Below are 23,468 nucleotides of genomic sequence, written 5' to 3'. Positions count from 1 at the left end.
TGTCTCCCAATATGTCTTGGCGGATTACAACGGAATGTTGCCGTGTTTCTTTTCCGGGTTCTTGATGTCTTTGTTGCGCAGCATGCCAAGCGCCTTGCAAATGCGGCGGCGTGTACCGTGCGGCATAATGACATCATCGATAAAGCCCTTGCGGCCTGCGACAAACGGGTTGGCGAATTTTTCGCGATATTCCTCGGTGCGGGCTTCGATCTTGGCCGGATCATTCATGTCCGAGCGGAAGATAATTTCCACAGCCCCCTTTGGCCCCATCACCGCAATTTCCGCGGTCGGCCAGGCATAGTTGACATCACCGCGCAGATGTTTGGACGCCATAACGTCATAGGCGCCGCCATAGGCCTTGCGCGTGATTACGGTGACTTTTGGCACCGTTGCCTCGGCATAGGCATAAAGAAGCTTGGCACCATGTTTGATGATCCCGCCATATTCCTGTGCGGTGCCCGGCATGAAGCCCGGCACATCAACAAGAGTGACAATCGGAATGTTATAGGCATCGCAGAACCGCACAAAACGCGCGGCCTTTTTGGAACTGTCGATATCAAGGCAACCGGCCAGAACCATCGGCTGGTTGGCGACAACACCGACGGTACGGCCATCCATACGCGCCATGCCAATGATGATGTTTTTGGCGTAGTCGGGCTGAATTTCAAAGAAATCGCCTTCATCGACGATCTTTGCAATCAGCTCCTTCATGTCATAGGGCATGTTGGGGTTTTCAGGCACCAGCGTATCAAGCGAGAAGTCATCACGCGTGATCGGGTCTTCGCACAGATGGGCGGGTGGGTCTTCCTTGTTACACAGGGGCAGGAAGTCCATGAAACGACGGGTCTGCAGCAACAGATCAACGTCATTGTCAAAGGCCAGATCGGCAACGCCCGAAACCGATGTATGCGTTGACGCACCACCAAGCTGTTCGTGGGTGACTTCCTCGTGGGTCACGGTCTTGACCACATCGGGACCCGTCACGAACATATAGGAGCTGTCCTTGACCATGAAGATGAAGTCGGTCATGGCCGGGCTGTAAACAGCGCCACCGGCACAGGGCCCCATGATCAGGGAAATCTGCGGAATAACGCCCGATGCCTCGACATTGCGCTGGAACACATCGGCATAACCGGCAAGACTTTCGACACCTTCCTGAATACGGGCACCACCGGAATCATTCAGGCCGATGACCGGAGCACCGACCTTCATCGCCTGATCCATGATCTTTCCGATCTTGCGCGCGTGCGCCCCGGAAAGTGCGCCGCCAAACACGGTGAAATCCTGTGAAAACACAAAGACAAGCCGACCATTGATCGTACCGTGACCGGTGACAACACCATCGCCCGGGATGCGGTTTTCGGTCATGCCGAAATCCACACAATCATGTTCGACAAACATATCCCATTCTTCGAAGGAACCCTCATCAAGCAACACATCAAGACGTTCACGTGCAGTGAGCTTGCCTTTGGCGTGCTGATTATCAATGCGTCGCTGGCCACCACCCATGGCGGCTTCGGCGCGTTTCGCTTCGAGCTTGGCGATGATTTCTTGCATCTTGCGTTTTCCTTGCTGTGAACGGGCGTTTTGCACATTTCGCCCAATGTGCGCGTCCTGAGAATGAAATAGCATTATTCGGTACTGGAATGCCAATTATTTTTGACAGTTTGGTCTCATGCCAAAATCGACCGCAAAGGCCTGATTTCCCTAACGTCATTGCAATATGTGAGAAGAAGCTGGACTAAAGTCTAGAGGTTGGCGCTGGCAAGCTTCATCAGAAACCGCGATTTACCCGTTCAGCAGCGCCACAAGCAACCGCCCTCATCAACAATCCGGGGCAGCACAACTTCTTCAGCCCCGATCACTATGCTTCGCGCTTTGCCGCCATCTCATGAATGAGTGATGACAAACTCTCGCCGCACAAGAGCTTATCACATTCTTCGCAGCTTTCCGCGACGCCCGTCTTGTGGAAGCAATATTTATTCCGCCCGCATTCCTTGGCACGATAAAGCGCCCGATCAGCATCGTTGTAAATCAGCTCCGGATTGCTTTCGCCATCGTGACAGGTTGTTATGCCGATGCTTGCACCCACATGGATTGTCTGGCCGTCAATGATATGGGGCTTTGAAATTTCCTCGATGATCCGGCTGGCAGGTATTGCGGCATCGGTCACTTTTTCAATCAGCGGCAGGATAATCGCGAATTCATCCCCGCCAAGCCGGGCGACAACATCCGCGCCACGCGAATGGGTCTTGATGATTTCGCCAACCCTGATCAGAAGCTTGTCGCCCATCGGATGACCGTATGTGTCATTAACGGCCTTGAAGTAATCAAGATCGAGCAACATCAAAACCACGTTCTTTTTATAACGGCGGTTTAGCTGCACGATCTGCGAAAGCATTGTATTGAACTGATAGCGGTTGGCCAGACCGGTCAACTGATCGGTTTGGGCAAGACGTCTGATTTCTTCCTCAACCGCTTTGGACGGTGTGATATCGGTATGCGTGCCCGACATACGAAGCGGTTTGCCCGCATCATCCCATTCCACAACCTTGCCACGGTCAAGAACCCAGACCCAGTGTCCGTCCTTGTGGCGCATCCGGCATTCACATTCGTAATACTCGTCCTGTCTGGCAAAAACCCGTTCAAGCCGCGTATTGGACTGTTCAAGATCGTCCGGATGACAATAGGTAATCCATGTTTCGATGCTGGTATTGCCAAGCTCTTCAAGACGATAGCCAATGATATCGGCCCATCTTTCGTTAAAACGAACATCCCCGGTCTGGACGTGCCATTCCCAGGTCCCGACATTGGTCCCCCAAATGATTTCATCAAGGCGTTGACGTTCACTTGACAGGGCATGGTTCACATCAACCAGCTGTTGCTCATAGTTTTTACGATCAGTCACATCGAAATTTGTTGAATGGATAAACTGGCGCTCGTCAAGTTCGATCAGGCCGGCATGGATCTGGATGTCACGCAAGGATCCGTTGGCCAGCCGATGCTGCACATCAAAACTTGCCGCTCCCTTTTCCAGAACATCGATAATATGTTTTCTGACTTCACCACTACCATTCACATTAAGATCGAGAATGGTACGTCCGATCAGACCGTCATTCTCAAACCCGTAAAATGCCTTGGCCGCATTACTGGCATCAACAATACGCCCGTCAGCGGGATCAATCAGCAAATTGACCGCTGTCGTATTCTTGAACATCTGGCGATAGAGCCGTTCGCGTTCCTGGATGGCCACTTCGGCCTTTTCACCACGTTGATATCGGCAAAGGATACGATGACACCATCAAAGCTTTTGTTGTCTTCGCTAAATAACGGTTCGGCATTGATCCGTATCCAGGAAAACGAGCCATCTGGCTGATTAACCCCCATCACGATATCGGCCTGGCTTTTGTGGGTCGCCATAACCTTTGCCGCCGGATGATCTTCGCCCGGAAAAGGAGATCCGTCGACATGCACACAATTCCATCGCGGATCAATCGGCGTGACCCCGGTTAACTCGTCCGCCGTGAGGCCAAGGATCGAAAGGGCCGCATGGTTAAATTCGACAATTGCGCCCGAAGCATCATGAACAACCACACCTTCGGCCAATGCTTCAAGAAGGCGCTTGTAGCGTCGCTCGGCATCGCGCGATGAATCTTCACCGCGTAACTGGCTCTGTTGTGCTTTCATATTTGCAGCAGGCGTCATTCGGATCGTTGCCTTCAAATCAGTCCAGACCAGCTTTGATCGGCCTGTTTTCATTCCTCACCCACGTTCCACCACACATGCGACAGAACAAAGAAACTAATACTACGGTATATAATACACTTCCATCACTTATACCATTGGAGAGTGCGCACCAATTGATTTCCAGCATAACCACGCGTGTAAAAAAGCGCCGAAACACCAAAACAAGAAAAGGGGCAGTTTCCTGCCCCTTTTCTTGTGAAATCTCTGAAATGTTTCGGCCGGTGTCAGTTGCCAGACAGCAACTCCAGAAATCGGCCGGTTGCCAGCAATTCTGTCTTGTGGCGCTCACATCGTGCCACGGCCTCGGCATCATCACCCCACTGCTCAATCGCGTATTCTTCGTCAAGCATCGCGCATTCAAAGGCGTGCTGCGCATCGATCTCGCGCTTCATCACGGCAAGACCAATGACCACGGAACCCGATACCGTGGTCAGACTGTGCAAGGCGGTCAGATGATAGTCATCAAAGCTTTTTACATGGTCCTGCAAACGCAAAAGCGATTGATCATCCTGACTGATCGGCATTACGCCTTCAGTCACGGCAAGCGCAACATCAAGATCGGACTTTGCCCAGTCAAGAAGCGGTTGCCATGCCCTGGCCTGACGTTCGATCAGGTCCTTGGGAAATGATGCCCGATAGCATAACAGGTCAGACCGGCCATAGCCGGTAAGTTCGGCGATAACCGCATCGCGGTGCGGACGCACCCGGTCAATGGCGGTTGCAGCCAGTTGCATGATCGGCATGGTCGCCGGTTGAACTTTTTCCCCCTGCGCATCCCATTCAGCAGCAATTTCGCGCGCCAGAATTCCAGAAGGCAGCAGGAATTCTGCCTTTGCAGGTGACTTTACCGCGCGACCATCAAGATGCACGCGCCATCCCGAACCGCTGTCATCGGCAGCAGCTTCGGCTTTTTTATAGAAGCGATTGATCGTTTTTGTAAGCATGATCGCCATATGCCTAAAAGCGGCGCGCTGTGCAAGGGCTTTTCACCGCATCAGATTGCAGTTTGGGCGATTATCAATAATTTCTGTATAATTTTTGATCAATTTACCCCATTGACCAAATAATAAACAACTCTACTCTGCTTGATGAAGATTACAAATCCGCAACAAAGCGGGCGCATTCGCGACATGGCATACGAATTGCTGTGTCATCAGGGGATTATTCGGTTGCAGGGTCGGCATAATCGACCCAAAACAGGAGGCTTCTTAACAAATGACGACTTTTACAAACCGGCTCTTGGGTGCAGCACTCGGTGCTGCGGTTGCACTTGGCGCACATTCAGCCATGGCTGAAATGGCGATCAAATTCTCGCTCGACTGGAAATTCGAAGGTCCGGCAGCACCGTATCTTCTGGCCAAGAAAAATGGCTATTTCGATGAAGAAGGTCTGGATGTGACCATTGACTCGGGCAACGGCTCGGTCGGCGCGATTACCCGTGTTGCCAGCGGTGCCTATGATGTGTCGCTTGCTGATATCAACTCGCTGGTTGAATTCAATGCATCGAACCCGGATCGTGCCATGAAGTCGATCTTCATGGTCTATGACCGCCCGCCCTTCTCGCTGTTCATGCTCAAGAAATCGGGCATCACCAAGCCGGAAGACCTGATTGGTAAAAAACTCGGCGCCCCGGTCTTTGATGCATCGCGCAAGCTTTATCCTGCATTTGCTTCGGCAACCGGTCTTGAACTTGATGCCGTAACCTGGGAAAGCATGGATCCGCCGCTGCGTGAACCGATGCTGGTACGTGGCGATGTCGATGCAATTTCCGGCCACTATTTCACCTCGATCCTCAACCTTCAGGCACAGGGCGTTACCAAGGATGACCTGACCGTTTTCCAATACAAGGATTTCGGTATGGACTTCTATGGCAATGGCCTTCTTGCATCGCCTGACATGATGGAAAACCATGCCGAAGAACTGCGCGGTTTCCTGCGCGGTGTCGTCAAAGGCTGGCGTGCGGCAATTGCCGACCCGGCATCGGCAATCGAGGCCCTTAAGGAAGTCGATCCGCTGATCGACCCGGCCCTGGAGCTGCAACGCCTTCAGATGGCGATTGATGAAAACGTCGTCACCCCGGACACCCTTGAAAATGGCATGGGCATGGTCAAAACCGACCGTATGGCCAAGGCAATCGATCAGGTCGCACTCGCATTCGGCTTTGAAAACAAGCCGACCGTTGGCGACGTCTTCACCGACGTTTTCATGCCGGGCGCAGAAGACCGTAAAATCAAGTAAGTCACATGACATTCCGGGGCGGTCGATCATCCGCCCCGGTTTTCTATTGATGACCACCAATCCATAATAAGAACGACCGAGACAAGCAGGGGGAATGACTCCAGTGTCGAAGAGCTTTGTCGAACTCAACAATGTCAGGCTGCGCTATAGTGAAGGCGACGAGCTGGCGCTTGAAACCACCAATATGAAAATTGACAAGGGGGAATTTATTGCTGTTGTCGGCCCGTCAGGCTGCGGCAAGTCTTCCTTGCTTAAACTTGTTTCCGGTCTGATGCCCCCGTCCGAGGGCAATGTCATTGTCGACAACAAGGAAGTCAGTGGCCCGCTCAAGATCGTTGGCATGGCTTTCCAGAACCCGACCCTTTTGCCATGGCGGACCACGCTCGATAACGTGCTGTTGCCAATGGAAATCGTTAAACCGCATCGTAACCGACTGCGCAAGCATCGCGCCGAATATGAAGAACGCGCGAGCAAACTTCTGGCCAGTGTCGGCCTTCAGGGACATGAAGACAAATATCCGTGGGAACTGTCGGGCGGAATGCAGCAACGTGCATCACTTTGCCGCTCACTGATCCATGAACCTGATCTTTTGATGCTTGATGAACCGTTCGGGGCACTTGATACCTTCACCCGTGAAGAATTGTGGGACATCTTGCAGAACCTCTGGATGGTGCGTCCCTTCACCGTCATTCTGGTGACACATGATCTGCGCGAGGCAGCCTATCTGGCTGATACCATTTATGTGATGTCCAAGCGTCCGGGCAAAATTCTGGTGGCACGTGAAAACACCCTGCCCCGCCCGCGCGATCAGGAAACCACCTTTACCCAGCCATTCACCGACCTTGTCCATGAACTGCGCAGTCACATCCGTGACGTGCGAGAATCCTGAGGGGGGCGGGCAGATATCATGAAAAAGAAACTCAACCTTTCCAAAGCAGCCCCGTGGCTTAGCGCAATTGGCCTTTTTGTTCTGTGGGAACTGATTGTCCGTATCTTCAACATTCCGCCCTATGTCCTGCCAACCCCGTCCGAAAGCATCATTGTCGGCTGGCAGTTCCATGAAGCGATCTGGATGCATGCGGTTCACACGCTTTATACAACGCTTGCCGGCTTTGCCATTGCGGTTGTGTTTGGCGTTGTGCTTGGGGCGCTGGTCGGCTCAAGCCGGGCGATATATGATGCGGCAAACCCGCTTCTGGTCGGCTTTAACTCGGTCCCGAAGGTTGCCCTTGTCCCGGTTCTGGTCATGTGGTTTGGCATCGGGACAGTTCCGGCGATCATCACCGCATTTCTGATCTCGTTCTTCCCGATTGTGGTCAACGTGGCGACGGGTCTGGCGACCCTTGAGCCGGAATTGCGCGATGTGTTGCGTTCGCTTGGCGCGACCCGTCGCGATATTCTGGTCAAGGTCGGTTTTCCGCGTGCCATGCCCTATTTCTTTGCATCGCTTAAGGTTGCGATCACGCTGGCCTTTGTCGGATCGGTGATTTCTGAAACCGTGGCATCGAATGTCGGGGTCGGGTACCTGATGCTTTCGGCGTCATCGAAATTCAATATGCCGCTGGTCTTTGCCGGTCTTCTGGTGATCGCGGTGATGGGGATTGCGATGTACGAAATATTCAACGTGATAGAGCGCCGTTCCACCAAATGGGCCAATCGCGGCAATCAGAACATCTGATCGCATTCATCAGACAAATAAAAAGGCCGGGATTTTCCCGGCCTTTTTTGGTCTTACAATAGCAAGTCGTGGCTTTGGGCTAGGCCAGATGATCACCAAAGAATGCCATGGTGCGCTCCCAGGCCAGCATCGCATCTTCGCTGTCATAGCGGGCACCACTTGGATTGGCAAAGGCATGGTCGGCTTCGTACCAGTAGAACTGATAATCCGATTTACCCGCGATCCGAAGGGACTGCTCGAACCCGTCGACCATTGCCTTGTTGATGCTTTTATCAAGGGTTCCGAAATGCCCCAGAAGCGGCGCATTGAGGGTTGCGACCTGTTCCGGGGTCTTTTTGACATTGCCGTAATAGATCACAGCCGCATCAATATCGGTGGCAAGCGCCGTATTGAGCGACCAGCCCCCCCCAAAGCACCAGCCAACAGAGCCAACCTTGCCCGTTGAATCCTTGTGATTGCGCAGGAATTCGACCGATGACTGCAATTTGCGGGTCGCCACAACCGGATCAAGCCCCGCCATCAGCGCCTTTGCACCATCGGGCGTGGTTGCTGGCGGCTTGCCATAGAGATCAACCGCAAGCGCAATATAGCCCTGTTTGGCATATTCGGCAGCAACGGCACGGATCTGATCATTAAGCCCCCACCATTCGTGGATCAGGATCACGGTCGGCGCAGGCAATGTTGCGGGCATGGCAATCTCGGCTGCCATCTGATCGCCTTCGGGGGTCGTGATCGTTACTTTTTCAAGCATCGACCCGGCGGCATGGGCGAGCATCGGGTCGGCAAGAATAACAGCAAGCGGCAGCGCAATAGCGCCCTTCAGAAACAGTCGACGGTCCTCATCTGTCGCCTTGGGTGGCGGACCAAGATCTTCGTGGGAACCACATCCATCAAGGGTACACATGTTCAAGCCTCCTCTGATTCTTGTTTTGTGGAATTTCCATCTTTTGCGAAAAGGCGGGGTCTTGGCAAATGACAATCATGTCATCGCCCTGGCCACGCCATAACCCCGAACATCAGATTATTCTGCCCGGTGCCTTTAATACGGTCGCATCACTGCACAAGATCATGTCGGCACGCCAAACTTTGGCAAACTGCAGCTTGCGATTGTACCTCACAGCTGGTTTAACCATCCCGTTACACGCCATTGCCGCAGGGAGACATCATGCGCGATATCGAAACCGTCCTGTTTGATCTTGGTGGGGTTCTTGTCGACTGGGATCCGCGCCATCTGTATCGCAAGATTTTTACCGACCCTGCGGAAATGGAAAAGTTCCTGTCCGAAGTCTGCCATCCGCACTGGAATTTTTTGCATGACAAGGGTGCGCTCAGCTTTGCCAATTCCATCCCGGATTTGCAGCATCGCTATCCGCATTACCACGATCAGATCGCGGCATGGAATGATCGCTGGCCGGAAATGATGAAAGGCCCGATTGAACGCACAGTCGGCATCCTCGAAGACCTGAAGGCCAGAAACAAGGTCCGTCTGTTTGCCCTGACCAACTGGTCGGCAGAAACCTGGCCCCATGCGCTTGAACGGTTCGAGTTCCTCAATCACTTCGAAGGCATTCTGGTTTCTGGTCAGGAAAAACTCGCCAAGCCAGATCCGCAGATTTTTGATCTTGTCTGCGCGCGCTTCAAGCTCAATCCGCGCGAAACACTGTTTATCGATGATAGCGAAAAGAACATCCAGCAGGCACGCGAAATGGGCTTCATGACGCACTGGTTCCGCGATCCGGTCAAATTGCAGCGCGAAATGATCGAAGATCGCCTGTTTTAACAATGGTCCGCCACAAATGACAAAGGGCACCCGAACGGTGCCCTTTATTTTGATCCGGTCAGATATCGGGATTATCGGCGACCATTGCGCAGATAATTGCCAAAGCATTCCCCGAAGACATATTCCCAGCCCGACAGATATCCCTCACGCAGGGCCGGAGCGATATCACCGACATTTTCCCACGCCCTATGTTCAAGGCGGATCACACAGCGCCCGAAATCATTCAGATCAAACCTGACATCAATCAGGGTAAAGTCCCCGACATCCCATCCCGGATGCCAGGTAAAGGACAGGGCTTCACCCGGTTGCCAGTTTTCAATCCGGCCCCAGACGATGTCTTTCTTGCCTTTTACCCGCTCGATAATCTTGCCGCCCGCAACGGGATCAAGCTCAACCGCAAGACAATCCTTTTTGGAAATCGAATGGCTGTCGGTTGGCCACCAGCTGCCAAAGCCCTTGGTAAAGGCATCAAAGGCGTCTTGCGGGTCAATCGCCACCACCAGCTCGAAGCTGATCGGGGCCAGTTCCGGGTTTTTAAGCGGCGTCACGATCGTCTTCCCAGATCTTGTCGAGTATGTCAGGCAGATCGTCAAAATGGCTGATCACGGCATGTGCGCCGGACGCGTGAAGCGTTTCGACATCGTGATAGCCCCAGTCAACGCCAATCGCGATCATTCCGGCTGCACGGCCCATCTCGATATCATAGCTGGTATCCCCGACAATAACAGCATTGGGCGCATCGACACCGGTTTCATCAAGAGCTGCCATGAGCATCGCGGGATTGGGTTTTGACGGATGGTTGTCGCAGGTCTGCAAAGTCACAAACCGGCCTTCAAGTTCATTGCGCGCAAGTACCGCGTCAAGACCTCGGCGCGCCTTGCCGGTTGCGACACCGCTCAGCCACTGACGACGATCAAGCTCGGCCAGAAGTTCACGCACACCGGGGAAAAGCGGCTCGTAGAAATCAGGCGTCTGGCGCAGGGTAAAGAAAGCCGTTTTATAAGCCGCAGTCACCGCTTCAATCAGGGCATTGTCAATGCGATTGGGAGCAGCCAGCTTCGTGATGGCTTCGGGCAGGCTCAGACCGATGATCGTACGGGTATTTTCAAGCCCCGGGCAATCCAGACCATGTTGTGCAAACGCATGATCCATGCAGTGCGCAATCGCATGCTGGCTGTCAACAAGGGTGCCGTCACAATCAAATACAACAAGTCTGAGCGGGTCGGTGGTCATGCGGGGTCTTTCATCCTGAATTTCAGAAAGCCAGAACCTAATGCAAACGGAACCAAAGATCGAGTCCCTGACCAACGCAATGCAGAACCATTTTTAGTCACCCGCGAAGCATTGGAAACCACAGGTAAAATTTGATCTTCTTTTGATCACCTCAAAGACGCGATATTATGGTCTTCTGACCTTGTAACGGCGGAGGCAACCCGTGCTCACGCTACGTGACTGCATCGATTTCAGTGATCTGAAGGAGGAAGAAATACTCGCGATTGCCGAGTGTGAGCATATCCCGCTTGTATCGGCCTTGGAGGAAGGCGAAAGCATGGTACACACTGCACATGGACGCAAACGTATTGCGTGCATGATCAAGGGTCAGGCCGAAATGTGTGAACGCATGGGAAATACGGTTCATGCCCAATATCTGAACCGGGTGCATGATGCCTTCATCAAACGTTTCGGAAAACACTAACTTACCGCTTATAAAGCTCGAATGTCATTCAACGCCTTTTGGTTTTGACCTCTGACAGGGACGAAAAAGCCGACGCACTGCGTCGGCTTTTCGCGGTTTCAGGCCAGATCAAAAGACCGGCGTTATTTTTTGCGCGACCGGGATGGTTTCGCCTTGGGTTTCGGTTTTTCTTCCTTTTCGCGGTGAATTTCAGGCGTCAGGAATTTGGTCGGCGTTTTCGGATCAAAGTTGAGAGCCTTCAAGGTCTCGGCAAAGTGCGGCGGCACTGGAGCCTCGATGATCACGCGATGCCCGGTCACAGGATGCGGGAAATCAATCGCACGTGCATGCAGATGCATCTGGTTGGACAAACCATCAAGGAATGCCTTGGCCCCGCCATATTTACCATCCCCAAGGATCGGGCATTCAATGGCCTCGCAATGAACGCGCAACTGGTGCGTACGCCCGGTCAGTGGCGACAGCGCAAGCCAGGCTGCCTTGCGTCCGGCGCGATGAAGCTGACGGAACACGCTTTGTGCCGATTTGCCAAGCTTTTCGTCGATGACCATCTTTTCCCCGCCCTTGCCTGCGAGTTTGGCAAGCGGCGCATCAATCAGACCTTCGCGTTCGGCCGGTGCACCAGCAACAATCGCCCAATACAGTTTGCGGGTTGATTTGTCCTTGAATGCCTTGGTCAGGGCATGGGCAGCTGATGCCGAACGGGCCAGCAGCAAAACGCCGCTGGTGTCCTTATCAAGACGGTGAACCAGCTTCGGACGTTCCTTGCTGTCAAGTTTCAGGGCATCAAGCATGCCGTCAACATGAAGCGACGTGTTGGTTCCGCCCTGTACGGCAAGACCGGCAGGCTTGTTGATCGCGAGAACCACTTCGTCATAGAAAATCACGGAATCGCGCAATGCCTGAAGATCTGCCTCGCTGGCATCGGACTTGGACGGTCCGGCCTGTTTGCGCTGCTGGACTTCGGCGGGGTTATAGGCCCCGTCCTGCGCCCATGGTTCAGCCCCGCCACCGGACATGACCGGTACGGGCGGGACACGGATTTCCTGTCCCGGCTCGACGCGCTGGTTGGCCTTGGCACGTTTGCCGTCGACGCGGATCTGACCGCCACGCAGAAACTTTTGAACCTGACCGAATGTAAATTCCGGGCAATTGCGCTTGAACCAGCGATCAAGCCGCAAATCGGCTTCGTCAGCTTTGACCTTGCGCAGAGTGACACCACTCATTGCAGAATACCCCTTACCAGCGCCATCGCGCCAAACAGTGCGGAAATACCAACCACGACAGAAACAATCACATACAGGGCCGACAGGCCAAGATTGCTTCGTTCATATAGGGTCGCCACATCCAGCGAAAAAGTCGAAAAGGTTGTAAATGCCCCAAGAAAACCGGTCACAAGCAGTGCGCGCATTTCCGGCCCCATCGAAAGTTTAAGGGCCGAAAGTTCGATCAGCACGCCCATCAGAAACGAACCGACGATATTGACCGTAAGCGTTCCCCAGGGAAATCCATTACCCAGAAGCGAGCCCATCATCACAGAAACACTGTGACGTGCGATCGCACCAACGGCGCCACCCAAGGCAATGGAAGCGATAAACAACGGTGAAAATTGCATGGCGCGGAACCTATTCTTTCAAACACCAAAAGTCACGCGTGAAAACCGCATGGGCCCAAGGCAATATCAGAACCCCGGCACGCTTACGACCAGATCGCAGATCAGGTCTGCTATCTGACCTCAGTGTACTTTTAATTTCAATGATCTAAGTTTGGATTAACCCGCCGGTCCCATTCTGGTGACAATATCGGCAATCCAGGCCCGGGTGCGTTTCTCGTTTTGCTGGATATCGTCAAGACCATAGACCGACTGGGCAAACAGGCAAAACGAAATATCACCGCCCTTTTCGGGCAGGACAAGCTCGACCTCGACCCAGTCGGGAAAATGGAAAATCGGGCTGCGTGCAAGGAAGTACAGGCGTCCGGGCTCCGCACCACTGACACCGGTTTTGGCTGTCATGCCGTGTGCGGGAGCCGTTTCGATCATGACATCGGCCAGTGTCGATGCCGCCGCATTAAAATACGGGCTTTGCATTGACCGGTCTGTTTTGGGCAGCAGATCATCCGGGCAGGCCACGAAGAAGTTGCGTGTTTGCGGCACCGGCGTATCAGGTGCGAAGGTGAATTTGGGCGGCTCACCTGCCGGTAACATATGGTCGATCAACCCGGTAAAGCGAACGACCACAAATATCCCTGTGAGTACTACCAGGCCCCATATTGCAAACATTACCAGCCGTCTCAATCGCACCACCTGTCTGTTTGCACGCAAGCCAGCCCATCTGGCACACGCCGACACGGCGATTACAATAATACGAATTGGGCAGGAATCAAAATGCCCGACTGGGGAACAGTCGGGCACCGGGAGATGCGAAATACAGCAATCAACGAACGGGGGGGGGGGGGGAATTGGTTTCGTTGATCAGCAAATTCGCACTGCATTCGCAGTCAAGGTTGTTCGATCAGGCGACAGAAGGCAATGCAACTGCTTCGACATTGGCGATGGCGCGCTGCATGGCTTCTTCGGCATTTACCGCAAAGCCGGATGCGTCAATGATTTCAACTTCCGAAATCCCGACGAAACCAAGCACCTGTTTCAAATACGGGGTCGCAAAATCCGCAGGGCTGTTGACCGGCACGCCGCCAGTCGCAACAACAACATAGGCTTTTTTGCCGCCGAGCAGGCCAACCGCGCCGTTTTCGGTGTATTTGAAGGTCACACCAACACGGGCAATCAGGTCAACCCAGGCTTTGAGGGTCGAAGGAACGCTGAAGTTATACATCGGCGCACCAATGACAAGCACATCAGCCGCCTGAAGTTCGGCAACCATCTTGTCCGAGACAGCAATTACTTCTTTCTGTGCGTCGGTACGGGATTCTTCCGGGGTGTAGAAGGCCCCAACAGTTTCACCGGTCAGTGCGGAAATTGCTTTATCATTGGCATCACGCTCAACGACTTTGGCGGACGGATCGGCAGCAACGATACGCTCGATCAGTTTGGAAGCGATCTGACGGGAGTTGGAATTCTCACCGTTCACAGATGCGTTCACATGCAGAATATTGGTCATTTGAGGTCTCCAGAAACGTGTTCGTTTGTTGACCTGAAACTACTCTTCTCTGCCGTTCCTGTTTATCCCAAGACTGTTCACCAGATTGTTTCCAAAATGATAACTAACCAACCGTCAGTTAATCTTTAGGCCGCTTTTGTTGCCGATCCTGACGCAGACGGTCGAAATATTCGACCCGCTTTTTCAGATCGCGTTCAAATCCACGCTCGACCGGCTCATAGAAATTCTGCCGACGCATGCCATCGGGGAAGTAATTCTGACCGGAAAAACCATCTTCCTGATCATGGTCATAGGCATAACCGGTACCATAACCGATATCTTTCATCAGCTTGGTCGGCGCATTAAGGATGTGGGCCGGTGGCATCAGGGAGCCGGTTTCACGCGCGATTTTGAGCGACTTCTTATAAGCCGAATAACCGGCATTCGATTTGGGCGCCAGGGCGAGGTAAATCACAGCCTGGGCCAGAGCAAGCTCGCCCTCGGGGCTGCCAAGCCGCTCATAGGATTCCCAGGCACCAATGCAGAATTGCTGGGCTTGCGGATCGGCCAGCCCAATATCCTCAACCGCCATACGGGTCAGACGGCGCGCAACGAATTTGGGATCCTCTCCCCCGGCCAGCATGCGGTTAAACCAGTAAAGGGCCGCATCCGGATCCGAGCCGCGAATGGATTTATGCAGCGCACTGATCAGGTTGTAATGGCTGTCATCACCCTTGTCATAGATCGGCATCCGCTTTTGCACTGTACGCGCAAGCTCGGCAACGCCAAGCGGGCCATCGTCACTGGGCGGCATCGAAAACAGTTCTTCGGCAAGGTTGAGCAAATAACGCCCGTCGCCGTCAGCCATGGCACGCAGGGTTTCTCGCGCTTCGGATGTGAGCGGAAGCTCAAAGCCCATTTCCTTTTCCGCACGAACCAGAAGTTCTTCAAGTCCCTTATCATCCAGACGCTTGAGAACTAGCACCTGACAGCGCGATAAAAGGGCGGCATTGAGCTCAAAGGACGGGTTTTCGGTTGTCGCACCAATAAGCGTAATCGTCCCGTCTTCGACATAGGGCAGGAAGCTGTCCTGCTGGGCCTTGTTGAAACGATGGATTTCATCGATGAACAGCAAGGTCGCCCCGCCGGTGGCGCGGCGCCCGCGGGCGCGTTCGAACACCTTGCGCAGATCAGCAACCCCGGAAAAGATCGCCGAAAGCGGTTCAAAAGCCATATCGGCCACATCGGCCATCAGACGTGCCAATGTGGTCTTGCCACAACCGGGCGGCCCCCAGAGGATGACCGAGGGCACGCGCCCGGTTTTAATCATGCGGGTGATCGGACCGTCATCGCCAAACAGATGCCCCTGCCCCACCACCTCGTCGAGCTTGGCGGGGCGAAGTCTGTCGGCCAAAGGCCGGGATACCTGACTTTCAAACAGGGATGGCATAAGCGGTCTTCTCGTTACGGGTGGCCGTTACAGGGTAAACTCGCCTGTCAAAACCTTGCCATCACGTTTTACCGCAATTTTCCAGTCCCGGCTGCGTTCGCCTGATTTGACAACTTCCTTCAGGCGCGCGACCGAGTCAATCTTCTGACCATTGATTTCAACAATATAGTCACCGGCCTGAAGACGTGCGCGACGGGCAAGACTGTCGCGTGCGACCCCAAGGATGACCACGCCTTCGGTCAGGGTATCAACCCCGAGCTCGTCAGCCAGTGCCGGGTTCATGTTTGAAACCTTGGTGCCGCTAAACGGGTTATTGCCATCAATCACGCTTTCATCGCGAGCCGGTTTTTCCGGTGCGACTTCAAGCGGCATCGACAGCACGGTTTCCTTGCCACGGCGTAGAACCAGAAGTTCTGCATCGTGGTTCAGTTCAAGGGTCGCGATCCGGAATTTCAGTTCATTGGGGTTATCAACCGGAAGGCCGTTTACCGCCACGACAACATCGCCGGCGCGAAGTCCCCCGCGGTCGGCCGGGCTGCCGTCGCGAATAGCACTGATCAGAACACCATGCGGACGATCAAGTTCAAGCGAGGCCGCCAGATCAGCCGTCACCGCCTGACCACTTGCCCCGACCCATGGACGGCGTAAATCGCCACTGATCAGACCGCGCATTACGACCTTGACCATATTGACCGGAACAGCAAAGCCGATGCCGTTCGATCCACCCGACTTTGTAAAGATCGCCGAGTTGACACCAATCAGCTTGCCATCAATATCAATCAGCGCCCCGCCCGAGTTCCCCGGGTTGATCGCCGCATCGGTCTGGATGAAGGATTGATAATCCTGCCCGGTAACACCGGCACGTGCCAGAGCCGACACAATCCCGCTCGTGACGGTTTGCCCTACGCCAAACGGGTTACCGATGGCCAGAACAAGATCACCGACCTCGACCGCATCGGAATCGCCAAACGAGATGGCGGGCAAGGCACTTTCGACACCGCGCAACTTGAGAACGGCCAGATCGGTACGTTCGTCCGATCCGACAAGCTCGGCATCAAATTCCCGGTTGTCATGCAGGACCACACGGATCTCGCTTGCGCCATCAATCACATGGTGGTTGGTCACAACTGTACCGTCGCCAGAAACGATAACACCCGAGCCAAGAGACCGTTCCACCCGTTGGCGCGGCGCGCCAAATGCACCTCCAAACCGCTCCCCAAAGAATTGCTTGAAGAACGGATCATTGAAGAACGGTGTGCGCTGACGCTCGGCGACGACCTTCTTGGTATAGATATTGACCACAGCCGGTGCGGTCTGTTTGACCAGCGGCGAGAAAGACATTTTGACTTCGGCCTGACTGGTTGGCAGTCGGCGATCTTCAGTATGATTTGTCCGGGTTTGGGCCTGTGCTTCCCCGACTGGCGCAACGCCAACAAGGGCGGCCATGGAAATCGTTGCGATTGTCAGAATGGCTGGAATCCATCTTACCTGCACGTCGTTCTCTCTCACTGCTGTCAAACCATGTGATGTGTCTGAGTAAAGGATCGTGTTGCCGGCAATCCACAGACATATGAATTAGGAAAACAAGATTTGCCGCGCAACATTGGCGGAAATATGAACAAAATTCCTGACAGGCACCTTAAGTGACGTCAGGGTAAAAGGACCAGAATAAAAGAAAACGGGCGACACCATATGGCATCGCCCGTTTCTGTTTCTTAAAGGCCGAAGCGATGCTTATTCAGCAGCTGCTTCTTCGCCTTCGCCCTCTGCTTCGAGGCGAGCGCGGTCAGCCGCGCCTTTTGCATCGACGTTGCGATCAACAAGTTCGATCACAGCCACCGGTGCCGCATCGCCGTAACGGAAGCCTGCCTTGAGAACGCGGGTGTAACCACCAGCACGCTCTTTGTAGCGATCAGCGATTTCGCCGAACAGCTTGGCAACGACTTTATCGTCACGCAGGATCGAAATAGCCTGACGGCGTGCATGCAGGTCGCCCCGCTTGCCCAGCGTAATCAGTTTTTCGACATACGGGCGAAGATCCTTGGCCTTCGGAAGAGTGGTTTTGATCTGCTCGTGGGTGAGCAGCGAAACTGCCATGTTGGCAAACATCGCCTTACGATGGGACGAAGTACGATTAAGCTTACGGCCTTGCATACCGTGACGCATGGTAACTCTCCTAAATAGCCTGGCTTCGCTCACGAAACCGATTGTAAAACCGCGCCGCCACCCTGAGCAAAGTCAGGTCATGCACGTGCGGTGTGGGCAACTAGCCCGCCGGAAATGCCAAACAGTTCGGTCTTTCCGGTTTGGAGCAACAATTGCTCCGAAAACGGCCCGAAGGCCGAAGACCCGTTCTTAGAACGGATCTTCGAACTTGCGAGCAAGTTCTTCGATGTTTTCCGGCGGCCAACCGCCGACTTCCATACCGAGATGCAGGCCCATCTGAGCCAGTACGTCTTTGATTTCGTTCAGCGACTTACGGCCGAAGTTCGGCGTACGGAGCATTTCTGCTTCGGTCTTCTGAACAAGATCACCGATATAGATGATGTTGTCGTTCTTCAGGCAGTTTGCCGAGCGTACCGACAGTTCAAGCTCGTCAACCTTACGAAGAAGGTTACGGTTGAACGGAAGTTCGTCTTCTTTCTTCTCTTCGACAACCGCTTCCGGCTCTTCGAAGTTGACGAACAGGGACAGCTGGTCCTGAAGGATACGGGCAGCAAGTGCAACCGAATCTTCCGGGGTCAGTGCGCCGTTGGTTTCAACAGTCAGCGACAGCTTGTCAAAATCGGTATCCTGACCAACACGGGTGTTTTCCACCTTGTAGGCCACTTTACGGATCGGGCTGAAGATCGCATCAATCGGAATAAGACCGATCGGTGCATCCGAACAGCTGTGCGAGCTTGCTGCGACATAGCCTTTACCGTTATCAACGGTAAATTCGATGTTCAGCGTTGCACCATCGTCAAGATGGCACAGCTCGAGATCCGGGTTGAGGATTTCGATATCCGCGCCGGTTTCGATCTGACCTGCGGTGACGGCACCGGGGCCGGTCGCCTTCAGAACCATTTTCTTCGGACCTTCAGCATGCATACGCACGCCCATGGTCTTGATGTTCAGGATGATGTCGGTAACATCTTCACGCACACCCGGAATCGACGAAAATTCGTGCAATACACCGTCGATCTGGATCGCAGTCACCGCCGAACCCTGGAGCGACGACAGCAGAATGCGACGCAGCGCGTTACCCAGAGTCTGACCAAAACCGCGCTCCAGCGGTTCCGCCACGATCGTACCGATGCGGCTGGCATCTGTACCCGGAGTAACATCAAGCTTCGTCGGCTTAATCAGTTCCTGCCAGTTCTTTTGAATCACGAGACCCACCTTCGCAACTGGAGCCTATGGTAAGGAGGACAAAAATTTGCCCTCGCGAGAAACGCGAAGGGGCCCGGCGTATCCGGGCCCAAACGCGGGGTCGTCCGCAAAGATCGACGCGATTAGACGCGACGACGTTTACGCGGACGGCAACCGTTGTGCGGAATCGGCGTTACGTCTTTGATCGACGTAATGGTGAAACCGACAGCCTGAAGCGCACGCAGTGCAGATTCACGTCCCGAACCCGGGCCTTTAACCTGTACTTCAAGAGTTTTCATGCCGTGTTCAGCAGCTTTTTTACCTGCGTCTTCGGCAGCCATCTGTGCAGCATACGGAGTCGATTTACGCGAACCGCGGAAACCCATACCACCAGCGGTCGACCAGGAAATGGTGTTACCCTGAACGTCGGTGATGGTGATCATGGTGTTGTTGAAGGTCGCGTTTACGTGCGCGATACCATTCGTAATATTCTTACGCTCGCGGCGACGGACGCGAGTCTGAGGAGCTTTCGCCATTGTCGTTCCCCTACCTTACTTCTTCTTGCCAGCAATCGGCTTAGCCGGGCCCTTACGGGTGCGAGCGTTGGTGTGAGTACGCTGACCGCGTACCGGGAGACCGCGACGGTGACGGAGACCGCGATAGCAGCCCAGATCCATCAGACGTTTAATGTTCATTGCGGTTTCACGACGAAGGTCGCCTTCAACGGTGTAATCAGCGTCGATGACTTCACGAATCTTCAGAACCTGGTCATCAGAAAGCTGATGAACGCGGGTCGCTGCTTCGATTCCGACCTTTTCGCAAATTTCTTTCGATTTCGCCGGGCCAATGCCGGTGATGTAGGTAAGCGCAATCACGACGCGCTTCGCGGTCGGGATGTTTACGCCAGCAATACGAGCCACTATGTGAACTCCTGTTTCCTGTTAACAAACCCAAGGGCAGATCCGGTAGGGTAGAACGCTGCAAAAGCGGGCCAGCATCGCTGCTAACCCGCAAGCAAAAAACGCCCTGCCCGGGAAATTACCCCAGGATGGCTTCAATCTCGCGCGTAACTTCGTCGATTTCAGCCATCCCGTCAACTGTTTTCAGCTTACCGACCTTTTCATAGTAAGGAATGATCGGTGCTGTCTGCTTGTGATAAGCGTCCAGTCGCGAGGTGACCGTCTCGGCGTTGTCATCCGCACGGCGTTTGAATTCAGTGCCGCCACATACGTCGCAGACACCTTCTTCAGCGGGTTTCTGGAACTCGTCATGATATCCCTGCCCGCATTTGGCACAGGTATAGCGGCCCACGATGCGGGCAACCAACGCTGCGTCATCGACACGCAGTTCAATCACATAATCAAGTGCCAGACCTTTGGTTTCCAGCATGACGTCAAGGGCTTCTGCCTGTGCCGTCGTGCGCGGGAACCCGTCCAGAATGAAACCACCCTTGGCGTCATCCTGGTCAAGTCGTTCGGAAATCAGACCGATCATCAGATCGTCGGATACAAGCTGTCCTGCATCCATGACTTCCTTTGCCTTCATCCCCAACTCAGTCCCGGCAGCAACCGCTGCACGAAGCATGTCACCAGTCGAAAGCTGGATCATGCCGCGCCCCGTTTCGAGACGCTTGGCCTGAGTGCCTTTCCCTGCACCGGGAGGGCCAAGAAGGATAATATTCATCGTCTTCCCCCTGAATTCCGCAGTCGTTTTTATCGGCGGCGACCACGCAGTTTGGATTTCTTGATCAGGCCTTCATACTGATGAGCCAGCATATGAGACTGGATCTGCGCAACGGTATCCATGGTTACCGTGACTACGATCAGGAGGCTAGTCCCACCAAAGTAGAAGGGCACAGACCATTCCGCGATCAGCAGTTCCGGCAGGATACAGACGAATGCGAGATAAGCTGCACCGATAACCGTCAGGCGGGTCAGAATGAAATCCAGATGATTTGCGGTATTTTTGCCCGGACGGATGCCCGGAATAAAGCCACCGTGTTTCTTCAGGTTGTCTGCCGTGTCTTCCGGGTTGAAAACAACCGCAGTGTAGAAGAAGGCAAAGAAGACGATCAGGCCGATATAAAGCGCGATGTAAAGCGGCTGGCCACGACCAAGCAGTGCGGTCGCCGTTGTCAGCCATTCCGGCGCATTGCCACCCGCAGTGAACTGAGCAACCGAAAGCGGCATCAGCAGAAGCGAGCTTGCAAAGATCGGCGGAATAACACCGGCAGTGTTGATCTTGAGCGGCAGGTGCGAGCTCTGACCTTCCATGACCTTCATGCCGACCTGGCGTTTCGGGTACTGGATCAGAACGCGACGCTGTGCACGCTCAACAAAGACGATGAATGCGATAACCGCAATCGCCAGAACGATGATCGCGACGATAACCAGTGCAGAAATCGCACCGGTACGGCCAAGTTCCAGAGTACCGGCAATCGCGCTCGGAAGACCGGCAACAATACCGGTGAAGATGATCAGCGAAATGCCGTTGCCGATGCCACGCTGGGTGATCTGTTCACCAAGCCACATCAGGAACATGGTACCACCAACAAGCGTCACAACAGCGGTAAAGCGGAAGAACATGCCCGGGTCATGAACAGCAGCACCGGTCGAACCGGTCATGCTTTCCAGACCAACAGCAATGCCCCACGCCTGGACCGTCGCAATCAGCACCGTCAGGTAGCGGGTATATTGATTAATTTTCTTACGACCCTGTTCACCTTCTTTCTTGAGAGCCTCAAGAGACGGCGAAACAGTTGTCATCAGCTGAATGATAATGGAGGCCGAGATATACGGCATGATATTCAGCGCAAAGATCGTCATACGACCCAGCGCACCACCGGCGAACATGTCGAACATGCCCAGAACGCCGCCCGCATTCTGACGGAAAATGTCAGCAAGAATGGACGGGTCAACACCAGGAACCGGAATATAAGTCCCCAGACGGTATACAATAAGCGCTCCCAAAGTGAACCAGATACGCTTTTTAAGCTCGGTCGACTTAGAAAAAGACGACCAATTCAGGTTCGCGGCAAGCTGCTCGGCGGCCGATGCCATGCACTCATCTCCCAATACACATAAACTGGAGGGTCCGGTCCCGCAAATTACTGGAACCGGACCCTCACGAAGTCATTCTAGGCTTATTCTGCTTTTTCTGCAGCGACCGGAGCAAGAACCTTGACCGAACCACCGACTTTCTCGACAGCTTCAACAGCTGCTTTGGAAGCACCGGAGATTTCGATGTTCAGTTTCGCTTTCAGTTCGCCTTTAGCCAGAAGGCGCAGACCGTCTTTCTGCGGACGGGCAAGACCTTTTTCCGCCAGAACAGCGATGGTGACATTTGCACCTTCTTCAAGAACACCGTTATCAACGGCGGTCTGAAGGGTACCAAGGTTCACAACACCGAACTGTTTCTTGAACGGGTTTTTGAAGCCGCGTTTCGGAAGACGGCGATAGACCGGCATCTGCCCGCCTTCGAAGCCATTAATGGCTACACCTGAACGGGACTTCTGACCCTTCTGACCTGCGCCAGAAGTTTTGCCTTTGCCCGAACCGATGCCGCGACCGACGCGGGTGCGCGCCTTGCGGGCACCCGGGTTATCGGCAAGTTCGTTGAGTTTCATCGTTCAACACCTTTTCGATCTGGGGTCAATCAAGCCTCGTCCACACGGACGAGGTGTTTGACCTTTGCGATCATACCGCGAACAGCTGGGGTATCTTCCAGCTCACGAGTCCGGTGCAGTTTGTTCAGGCCAAGACCCACAAGGGTCTGGCGCTGATCAGCCGGACGTCCGATCGGCGAACCCGTCTGGGTAACGCGTACGGTCGCTTTTTTCTTAGCAGCCATATCGAATTACTCCTTTTCGAGAACGGCGGCAGCAGCCGAACCGCTATCGCGACGGGCAACGACGTCACCGACTTTCAGGCCACGCTTAGCAGCGACCTGACGCGGGGATGCACCGTTGACCAGAGCGTCAAGGGTTGCGCGGATCACGTTGTGCGGGTTGTTCGAACCGGTGCATTTGGACACAACGTCCTGAACGCCCATAGTTTCGAAAACCGCACGCATCGCACCGCCGGCGATGATACCGGTACCAGCCGGAGCCGAGCGAAGGATAACCTTGCCTGCACCGAAATGGCCCTGCGTATCATGGTGAAGGGTACGACCTTCACGAAGCGGAACGCGGATCATGTTGCGTTTAGCAGCTTCGGTAGCCTTACGGATCGCTTCCGGAACTTCACGGGCTTTACCCGTGCCGTATCCGACGCGACCACGCTGGTCACCGACAACTACCATTGCGGAGAAAGCAAAGCGACGGCCGCCCTTAACGACTTTCGCGACGCGGTTGATACCAACCAGCTTGTCGACGAGTTCGTTTTCTTCACGGGCTTTCGGTGCCTGCTGCTGTTGATTCTGGTTACGTGCCATGG

General features: G+C 54.1%; 27 protein-coding genes. 5 read left to right on the top strand and 22 right to left on the bottom strand.

Features of this window, described 5'->3' with window-relative positions:
• Positions 1 to 24 precede the first annotated feature (24 nt).
• The 4 genes from ACTU44_RS09270 to ACTU44_RS09255 all read right to left on the bottom strand — a co-directional run bounded on the left by ACTU44_RS09270 (position 25) and on the right by ACTU44_RS09255 (position 4,691).
• On the bottom strand, positions 25 to 1,557 hold the full coding sequence (locus ACTU44_RS09270) for an acyl-CoA carboxylase subunit beta (protein WP_114098842.1): 1,533 nt from the start codon (positions 1,555 to 1,557) through the stop codon (positions 25 to 27).
• 307 nt (positions 1,558 to 1,864) lie between these two features.
• Complete coding sequence (locus tag ACTU44_RS09265) at positions 1,865 to 3,253, bottom strand: diguanylate cyclase domain-containing protein (protein ID WP_462097265.1); 1,389 nt, start codon at positions 3,251 to 3,253, stop codon at positions 1,865 to 1,867.
• Positions 3,184 to 3,705: a PAS domain S-box protein gene (locus ACTU44_RS09260; RefSeq protein WP_462097264.1), complete on the bottom strand. Its 522-nt coding sequence runs from the start codon at positions 3,703 to 3,705 to the stop codon at positions 3,184 to 3,186. Before ACTU44_RS09260 ends, ACTU44_RS09265 begins: the two co-directional genes overlap by 70 nt.
• Before the next feature lie 266 nt (positions 3,706 to 3,971).
• The gene (locus tag ACTU44_RS09255) at positions 3,972 to 4,691 is read right to left on the bottom strand and encodes an ATP12 family chaperone protein (RefSeq protein ID WP_462097263.1); all 720 of its coding nucleotides are present in this window, start codon (positions 4,689 to 4,691) and stop codon (positions 3,972 to 3,974) included.
• Positions 4,692 to 4,962: 271 nt separating this feature from the next.
• On the opposite strand from ACTU44_RS09255, the gene ACTU44_RS09250 reads away from it, so the two are divergent.
• The 3 genes from ACTU44_RS09250 (at position 4,963) to ACTU44_RS09240 (ending at position 7,663) form a co-directional block, all read left to right on the top strand.
• Positions 4,963 to 5,985: an ABC transporter substrate-binding protein gene (locus ACTU44_RS09250; protein ID WP_114098845.1), complete on the top strand. Its 1,023-nt coding sequence runs from the start codon at positions 4,963 to 4,965 to the stop codon at positions 5,983 to 5,985.
• Positions 5,986 to 6,079: 94 nt separating this feature from the next.
• The gene (locus tag ACTU44_RS09245; protein ID WP_462097262.1) at positions 6,080 to 6,874 is read left to right on the top strand and encodes an ABC transporter ATP-binding protein; all 795 of its coding nucleotides are present in this window, start codon (positions 6,080 to 6,082) and stop codon (positions 6,872 to 6,874) included.
• 18 nt (positions 6,875 to 6,892) lie between these two features.
• Positions 6,893 to 7,663, top strand: a complete 771-nt coding sequence (locus ACTU44_RS09240; protein ID WP_114098846.1) for an ABC transporter permease — start codon at positions 6,893 to 6,895, stop codon at positions 7,661 to 7,663.
• 79 nt (positions 7,664 to 7,742) lie between these two features.
• Here the strand turns inward: ACTU44_RS09240 and ACTU44_RS09235 are convergent, their stop codons facing one another.
• Positions 7,743 to 8,567 carry a dienelactone hydrolase family protein gene (locus ACTU44_RS09235; protein WP_114098847.1) on the bottom strand — a complete coding sequence of 275 codons (825 nt, stop codon included), beginning with the start codon at positions 8,565 to 8,567 and terminating at the stop codon, positions 7,743 to 7,745.
• Positions 8,568 to 8,828: 261 nt separating this feature from the next.
• On the opposite strand from ACTU44_RS09235, the gene ACTU44_RS09230 reads away from it, so the two are divergent.
• Positions 8,829 to 9,443: an HAD family hydrolase gene (locus ACTU44_RS09230; RefSeq protein ID WP_114098848.1), complete on the top strand. Its 615-nt coding sequence runs from the start codon at positions 8,829 to 8,831 to the stop codon at positions 9,441 to 9,443.
• Between the two features lie 71 nt (positions 9,444 to 9,514).
• Here ACTU44_RS09230 and ACTU44_RS09225 read toward each other — a convergent pair whose 3' ends face one another.
• Positions 9,515 to 9,991: an SRPBCC family protein gene (locus ACTU44_RS09225; RefSeq protein ID WP_462097261.1), complete on the bottom strand. Its 477-nt coding sequence runs from the start codon at positions 9,989 to 9,991 to the stop codon at positions 9,515 to 9,517.
• A complete protein-coding gene (locus tag ACTU44_RS09220) occupies positions 9,978 to 10,676 on the bottom strand; it encodes an HAD-IA family hydrolase (protein WP_114098850.1) in 699 nt (232 codons plus the stop codon). The genes ACTU44_RS09225 and ACTU44_RS09220 overlap by 14 nt, the downstream gene beginning before the upstream one ends.
• Positions 10,677 to 10,878: 202 nt before the next feature.
• On the opposite strand from ACTU44_RS09220, the gene ACTU44_RS09215 reads away from it, so the two are divergent.
• Positions 10,879 to 11,139 carry a hypothetical protein gene (locus ACTU44_RS09215; protein ID WP_114098851.1) on the top strand — a complete coding sequence of 87 codons (261 nt, stop codon included), beginning with the start codon at positions 10,879 to 10,881 and terminating at the stop codon, positions 11,137 to 11,139.
• A gap of 122 nt (positions 11,140 to 11,261) precedes the next feature.
• Here ACTU44_RS09215 and ACTU44_RS09210 read toward each other — a convergent pair whose 3' ends face one another.
• From ACTU44_RS09210 to rpsE, 15 genes are all read right to left on the bottom strand, one after another.
• Positions 11,262 to 12,362 carry an RluA family pseudouridine synthase gene (locus ACTU44_RS09210; RefSeq protein WP_114098852.1) on the bottom strand — a complete coding sequence of 367 codons (1,101 nt, stop codon included), beginning with the start codon at positions 12,360 to 12,362 and terminating at the stop codon, positions 11,262 to 11,264.
• Positions 12,359 to 12,751: a fluoride efflux transporter CrcB gene (gene crcB / locus ACTU44_RS09205; protein ID WP_114098853.1), complete on the bottom strand. Its 393-nt coding sequence runs from the start codon at positions 12,749 to 12,751 to the stop codon at positions 12,359 to 12,361. Before crcB ends, ACTU44_RS09210 begins: the two co-directional genes overlap by 4 nt.
• Positions 12,752 to 12,907: 156 nt before the next feature.
• Positions 12,908 to 13,375, bottom strand: a complete 468-nt coding sequence (locus ACTU44_RS09200) for a DUF1499 domain-containing protein (protein ID WP_462097260.1) — start codon at positions 13,373 to 13,375, stop codon at positions 12,908 to 12,910.
• A gap of 274 nt (positions 13,376 to 13,649) precedes the next feature.
• A complete protein-coding gene (locus ACTU44_RS09195; RefSeq protein WP_336080446.1) occupies positions 13,650 to 14,255 on the bottom strand; it encodes an FMN-dependent NADH-azoreductase in 606 nt (201 codons plus the stop codon).
• A 118-nt stretch (positions 14,256 to 14,373) separates the two neighbouring features.
• Complete coding sequence (locus ACTU44_RS09190) at positions 14,374 to 15,684, bottom strand: replication-associated recombination protein A (protein ID WP_462097259.1); 1,311 nt, start codon at positions 15,682 to 15,684, stop codon at positions 14,374 to 14,376.
• Between the two features lie 27 nt (positions 15,685 to 15,711).
• Complete coding sequence (locus ACTU44_RS09185) at positions 15,712 to 17,178, bottom strand: DegQ family serine endoprotease (RefSeq protein WP_462097258.1); 1,467 nt, start codon at positions 17,176 to 17,178, stop codon at positions 15,712 to 15,714.
• Between the two features lie 240 nt (positions 17,179 to 17,418).
• The gene (gene rplQ / locus ACTU44_RS09180) at positions 17,419 to 17,850 is read right to left on the bottom strand and encodes a 50S ribosomal protein L17 (protein ID WP_114098859.1); all 432 of its coding nucleotides are present in this window, start codon (positions 17,848 to 17,850) and stop codon (positions 17,419 to 17,421) included.
• Positions 17,851 to 18,039: 189 nt separating this feature from the next.
• Positions 18,040 to 19,056, bottom strand: coding sequence for a DNA-directed RNA polymerase subunit alpha (locus ACTU44_RS09175; RefSeq protein ID WP_462097257.1), 1,017 nt, complete (start codon positions 19,054 to 19,056; stop codon positions 18,040 to 18,042).
• A 122-nt stretch (positions 19,057 to 19,178) separates the two neighbouring features.
• Positions 19,179 to 19,571, bottom strand: a complete 393-nt coding sequence (rpsK, locus tag ACTU44_RS09170) for a 30S ribosomal protein S11 (RefSeq protein ID WP_044828432.1) — start codon at positions 19,569 to 19,571, stop codon at positions 19,179 to 19,181.
• Positions 19,572 to 19,586: 15 nt separating this feature from the next.
• Positions 19,587 to 19,955: a 30S ribosomal protein S13 gene (rpsM, locus tag ACTU44_RS09165; RefSeq protein WP_114098860.1), complete on the bottom strand. Its 369-nt coding sequence runs from the start codon at positions 19,953 to 19,955 to the stop codon at positions 19,587 to 19,589.
• Between the two features lie 118 nt (positions 19,956 to 20,073).
• Positions 20,074 to 20,718 carry an adenylate kinase gene (locus tag ACTU44_RS09160; protein WP_114098861.1) on the bottom strand — a complete coding sequence of 215 codons (645 nt, stop codon included), beginning with the start codon at positions 20,716 to 20,718 and terminating at the stop codon, positions 20,074 to 20,076.
• 29 nt (positions 20,719 to 20,747) lie between these two features.
• Positions 20,748 to 22,094, bottom strand: coding sequence for a preprotein translocase subunit SecY (gene secY / locus ACTU44_RS09155; RefSeq protein WP_114098862.1), 1,347 nt, complete (start codon positions 22,092 to 22,094; stop codon positions 20,748 to 20,750).
• Between the two features lie 83 nt (positions 22,095 to 22,177).
• Positions 22,178 to 22,660, bottom strand: a complete 483-nt coding sequence (rplO, locus tag ACTU44_RS09150) for a 50S ribosomal protein L15 (RefSeq protein WP_114098863.1) — start codon at positions 22,658 to 22,660, stop codon at positions 22,178 to 22,180.
• A gap of 29 nt (positions 22,661 to 22,689) precedes the next feature.
• Positions 22,690 to 22,884 carry a 50S ribosomal protein L30 gene (gene rpmD, locus ACTU44_RS09145; protein WP_007091489.1) on the bottom strand — a complete coding sequence of 65 codons (195 nt, stop codon included), beginning with the start codon at positions 22,882 to 22,884 and terminating at the stop codon, positions 22,690 to 22,692.
• A gap of 6 nt (positions 22,885 to 22,890) precedes the next feature.
• A complete protein-coding gene (gene rpsE / locus ACTU44_RS09140) occupies positions 22,891 to 23,466 on the bottom strand; it encodes a 30S ribosomal protein S5 (protein ID WP_008892191.1) in 576 nt (191 codons plus the stop codon).
• Positions 23,467 to 23,468: the final 2 nt, after the last annotated feature.

This window comes from Thalassospira sp. SM2505 (genome assembly GCF_054901115.1).
This window is presented reverse-complemented; position numbering and strand designations above follow the sequence as displayed.

Coding starts and splice junctions, on each gene's coding strand:
- ACTU44_RS09270 (WP_114098842.1), bottom strand. CDS start 1,557: ATGCAAGAAATCATCGCCAAGCTCGAAGCGAAACGCGCCGAAGCCGCC.
- ACTU44_RS09260 (WP_462097264.1), bottom strand. CDS start 3,705: ATGACGCCTGCTGCAAATATGAAAGCACAACAGAGCCAGTTACGCGGT.
- ACTU44_RS09255 (WP_462097263.1), bottom strand. CDS start 4,691: ATGCTTACAAAAACGATCAATCGCTTCTATAAAAAAGCCGAAGCTGCT.
- ACTU44_RS09250 (WP_114098845.1), top strand. CDS start 4,963: ATGACGACTTTTACAAACCGGCTCTTGGGTGCAGCACTCGGTGCTGCG.
- ACTU44_RS09245 (WP_462097262.1), top strand. CDS start 6,080: ATGACTCCAGTGTCGAAGAGCTTTGTCGAACTCAACAATGTCAGGCTG.
- ACTU44_RS09240 (WP_114098846.1), top strand. CDS start 6,893: ATGAAAAAGAAACTCAACCTTTCCAAAGCAGCCCCGTGGCTTAGCGCA.
- ACTU44_RS09235 (WP_114098847.1), bottom strand. CDS start 8,567: ATGTGTACCCTTGATGGATGTGGTTCCCACGAAGATCTTGGTCCGCCA.
- ACTU44_RS09230 (WP_114098848.1), top strand. CDS start 8,829: ATGCGCGATATCGAAACCGTCCTGTTTGATCTTGGTGGGGTTCTTGTC.
- ACTU44_RS09220 (WP_114098850.1), bottom strand. CDS start 10,676: ATGACCACCGACCCGCTCAGACTTGTTGTATTTGATTGTGACGGCACC.
- ACTU44_RS09210 (WP_114098852.1), bottom strand. CDS start 12,362: ATGAGTGGTGTCACTCTGCGCAAGGTCAAAGCTGACGAAGCCGATTTG.
- crcB (WP_114098853.1), bottom strand. CDS start 12,751: ATGCAATTTTCACCGTTGTTTATCGCTTCCATTGCCTTGGGTGGCGCC.
- ACTU44_RS09195 (WP_336080446.1), bottom strand. CDS start 14,255: ATGACCAATATTCTGCATGTGAACGCATCTGTGAACGGTGAGAATTCC.
- ACTU44_RS09190 (WP_462097259.1), bottom strand. CDS start 15,684: ATGCCATCCCTGTTTGAAAGTCAGGTATCCCGGCCTTTGGCCGACAGA.
- rplQ (WP_114098859.1), bottom strand. CDS start 17,850: ATGCGTCACGGTATGCAAGGCCGTAAGCTTAATCGTACTTCGTCCCAT.
- rpsK (WP_044828432.1), bottom strand. CDS start 19,571: ATGGCGAAAGCTCCTCAGACTCGCGTCCGTCGCCGCGAGCGTAAGAAT.
- ACTU44_RS09160 (WP_114098861.1), bottom strand. CDS start 20,718: ATGAATATTATCCTTCTTGGCCCTCCCGGTGCAGGGAAAGGCACTCAG.
- secY (WP_114098862.1), bottom strand. CDS start 22,094: ATGGCATCGGCCGCCGAGCAGCTTGCCGCGAACCTGAATTGGTCGTCT.
- rplO (WP_114098863.1), bottom strand. CDS start 22,660: ATGAAACTCAACGAACTTGCCGATAACCCGGGTGCCCGCAAGGCGCGC.
- rpmD (WP_007091489.1), bottom strand. CDS start 22,884: ATGGCTGCTAAGAAAAAAGCGACCGTACGCGTTACCCAGACGGGTTCG.
- rpsE (WP_008892191.1), bottom strand. CDS start 23,466: ATGGCACGTAACCAGAATCAACAGCAGCAGGCACCGAAAGCCCGTGAA.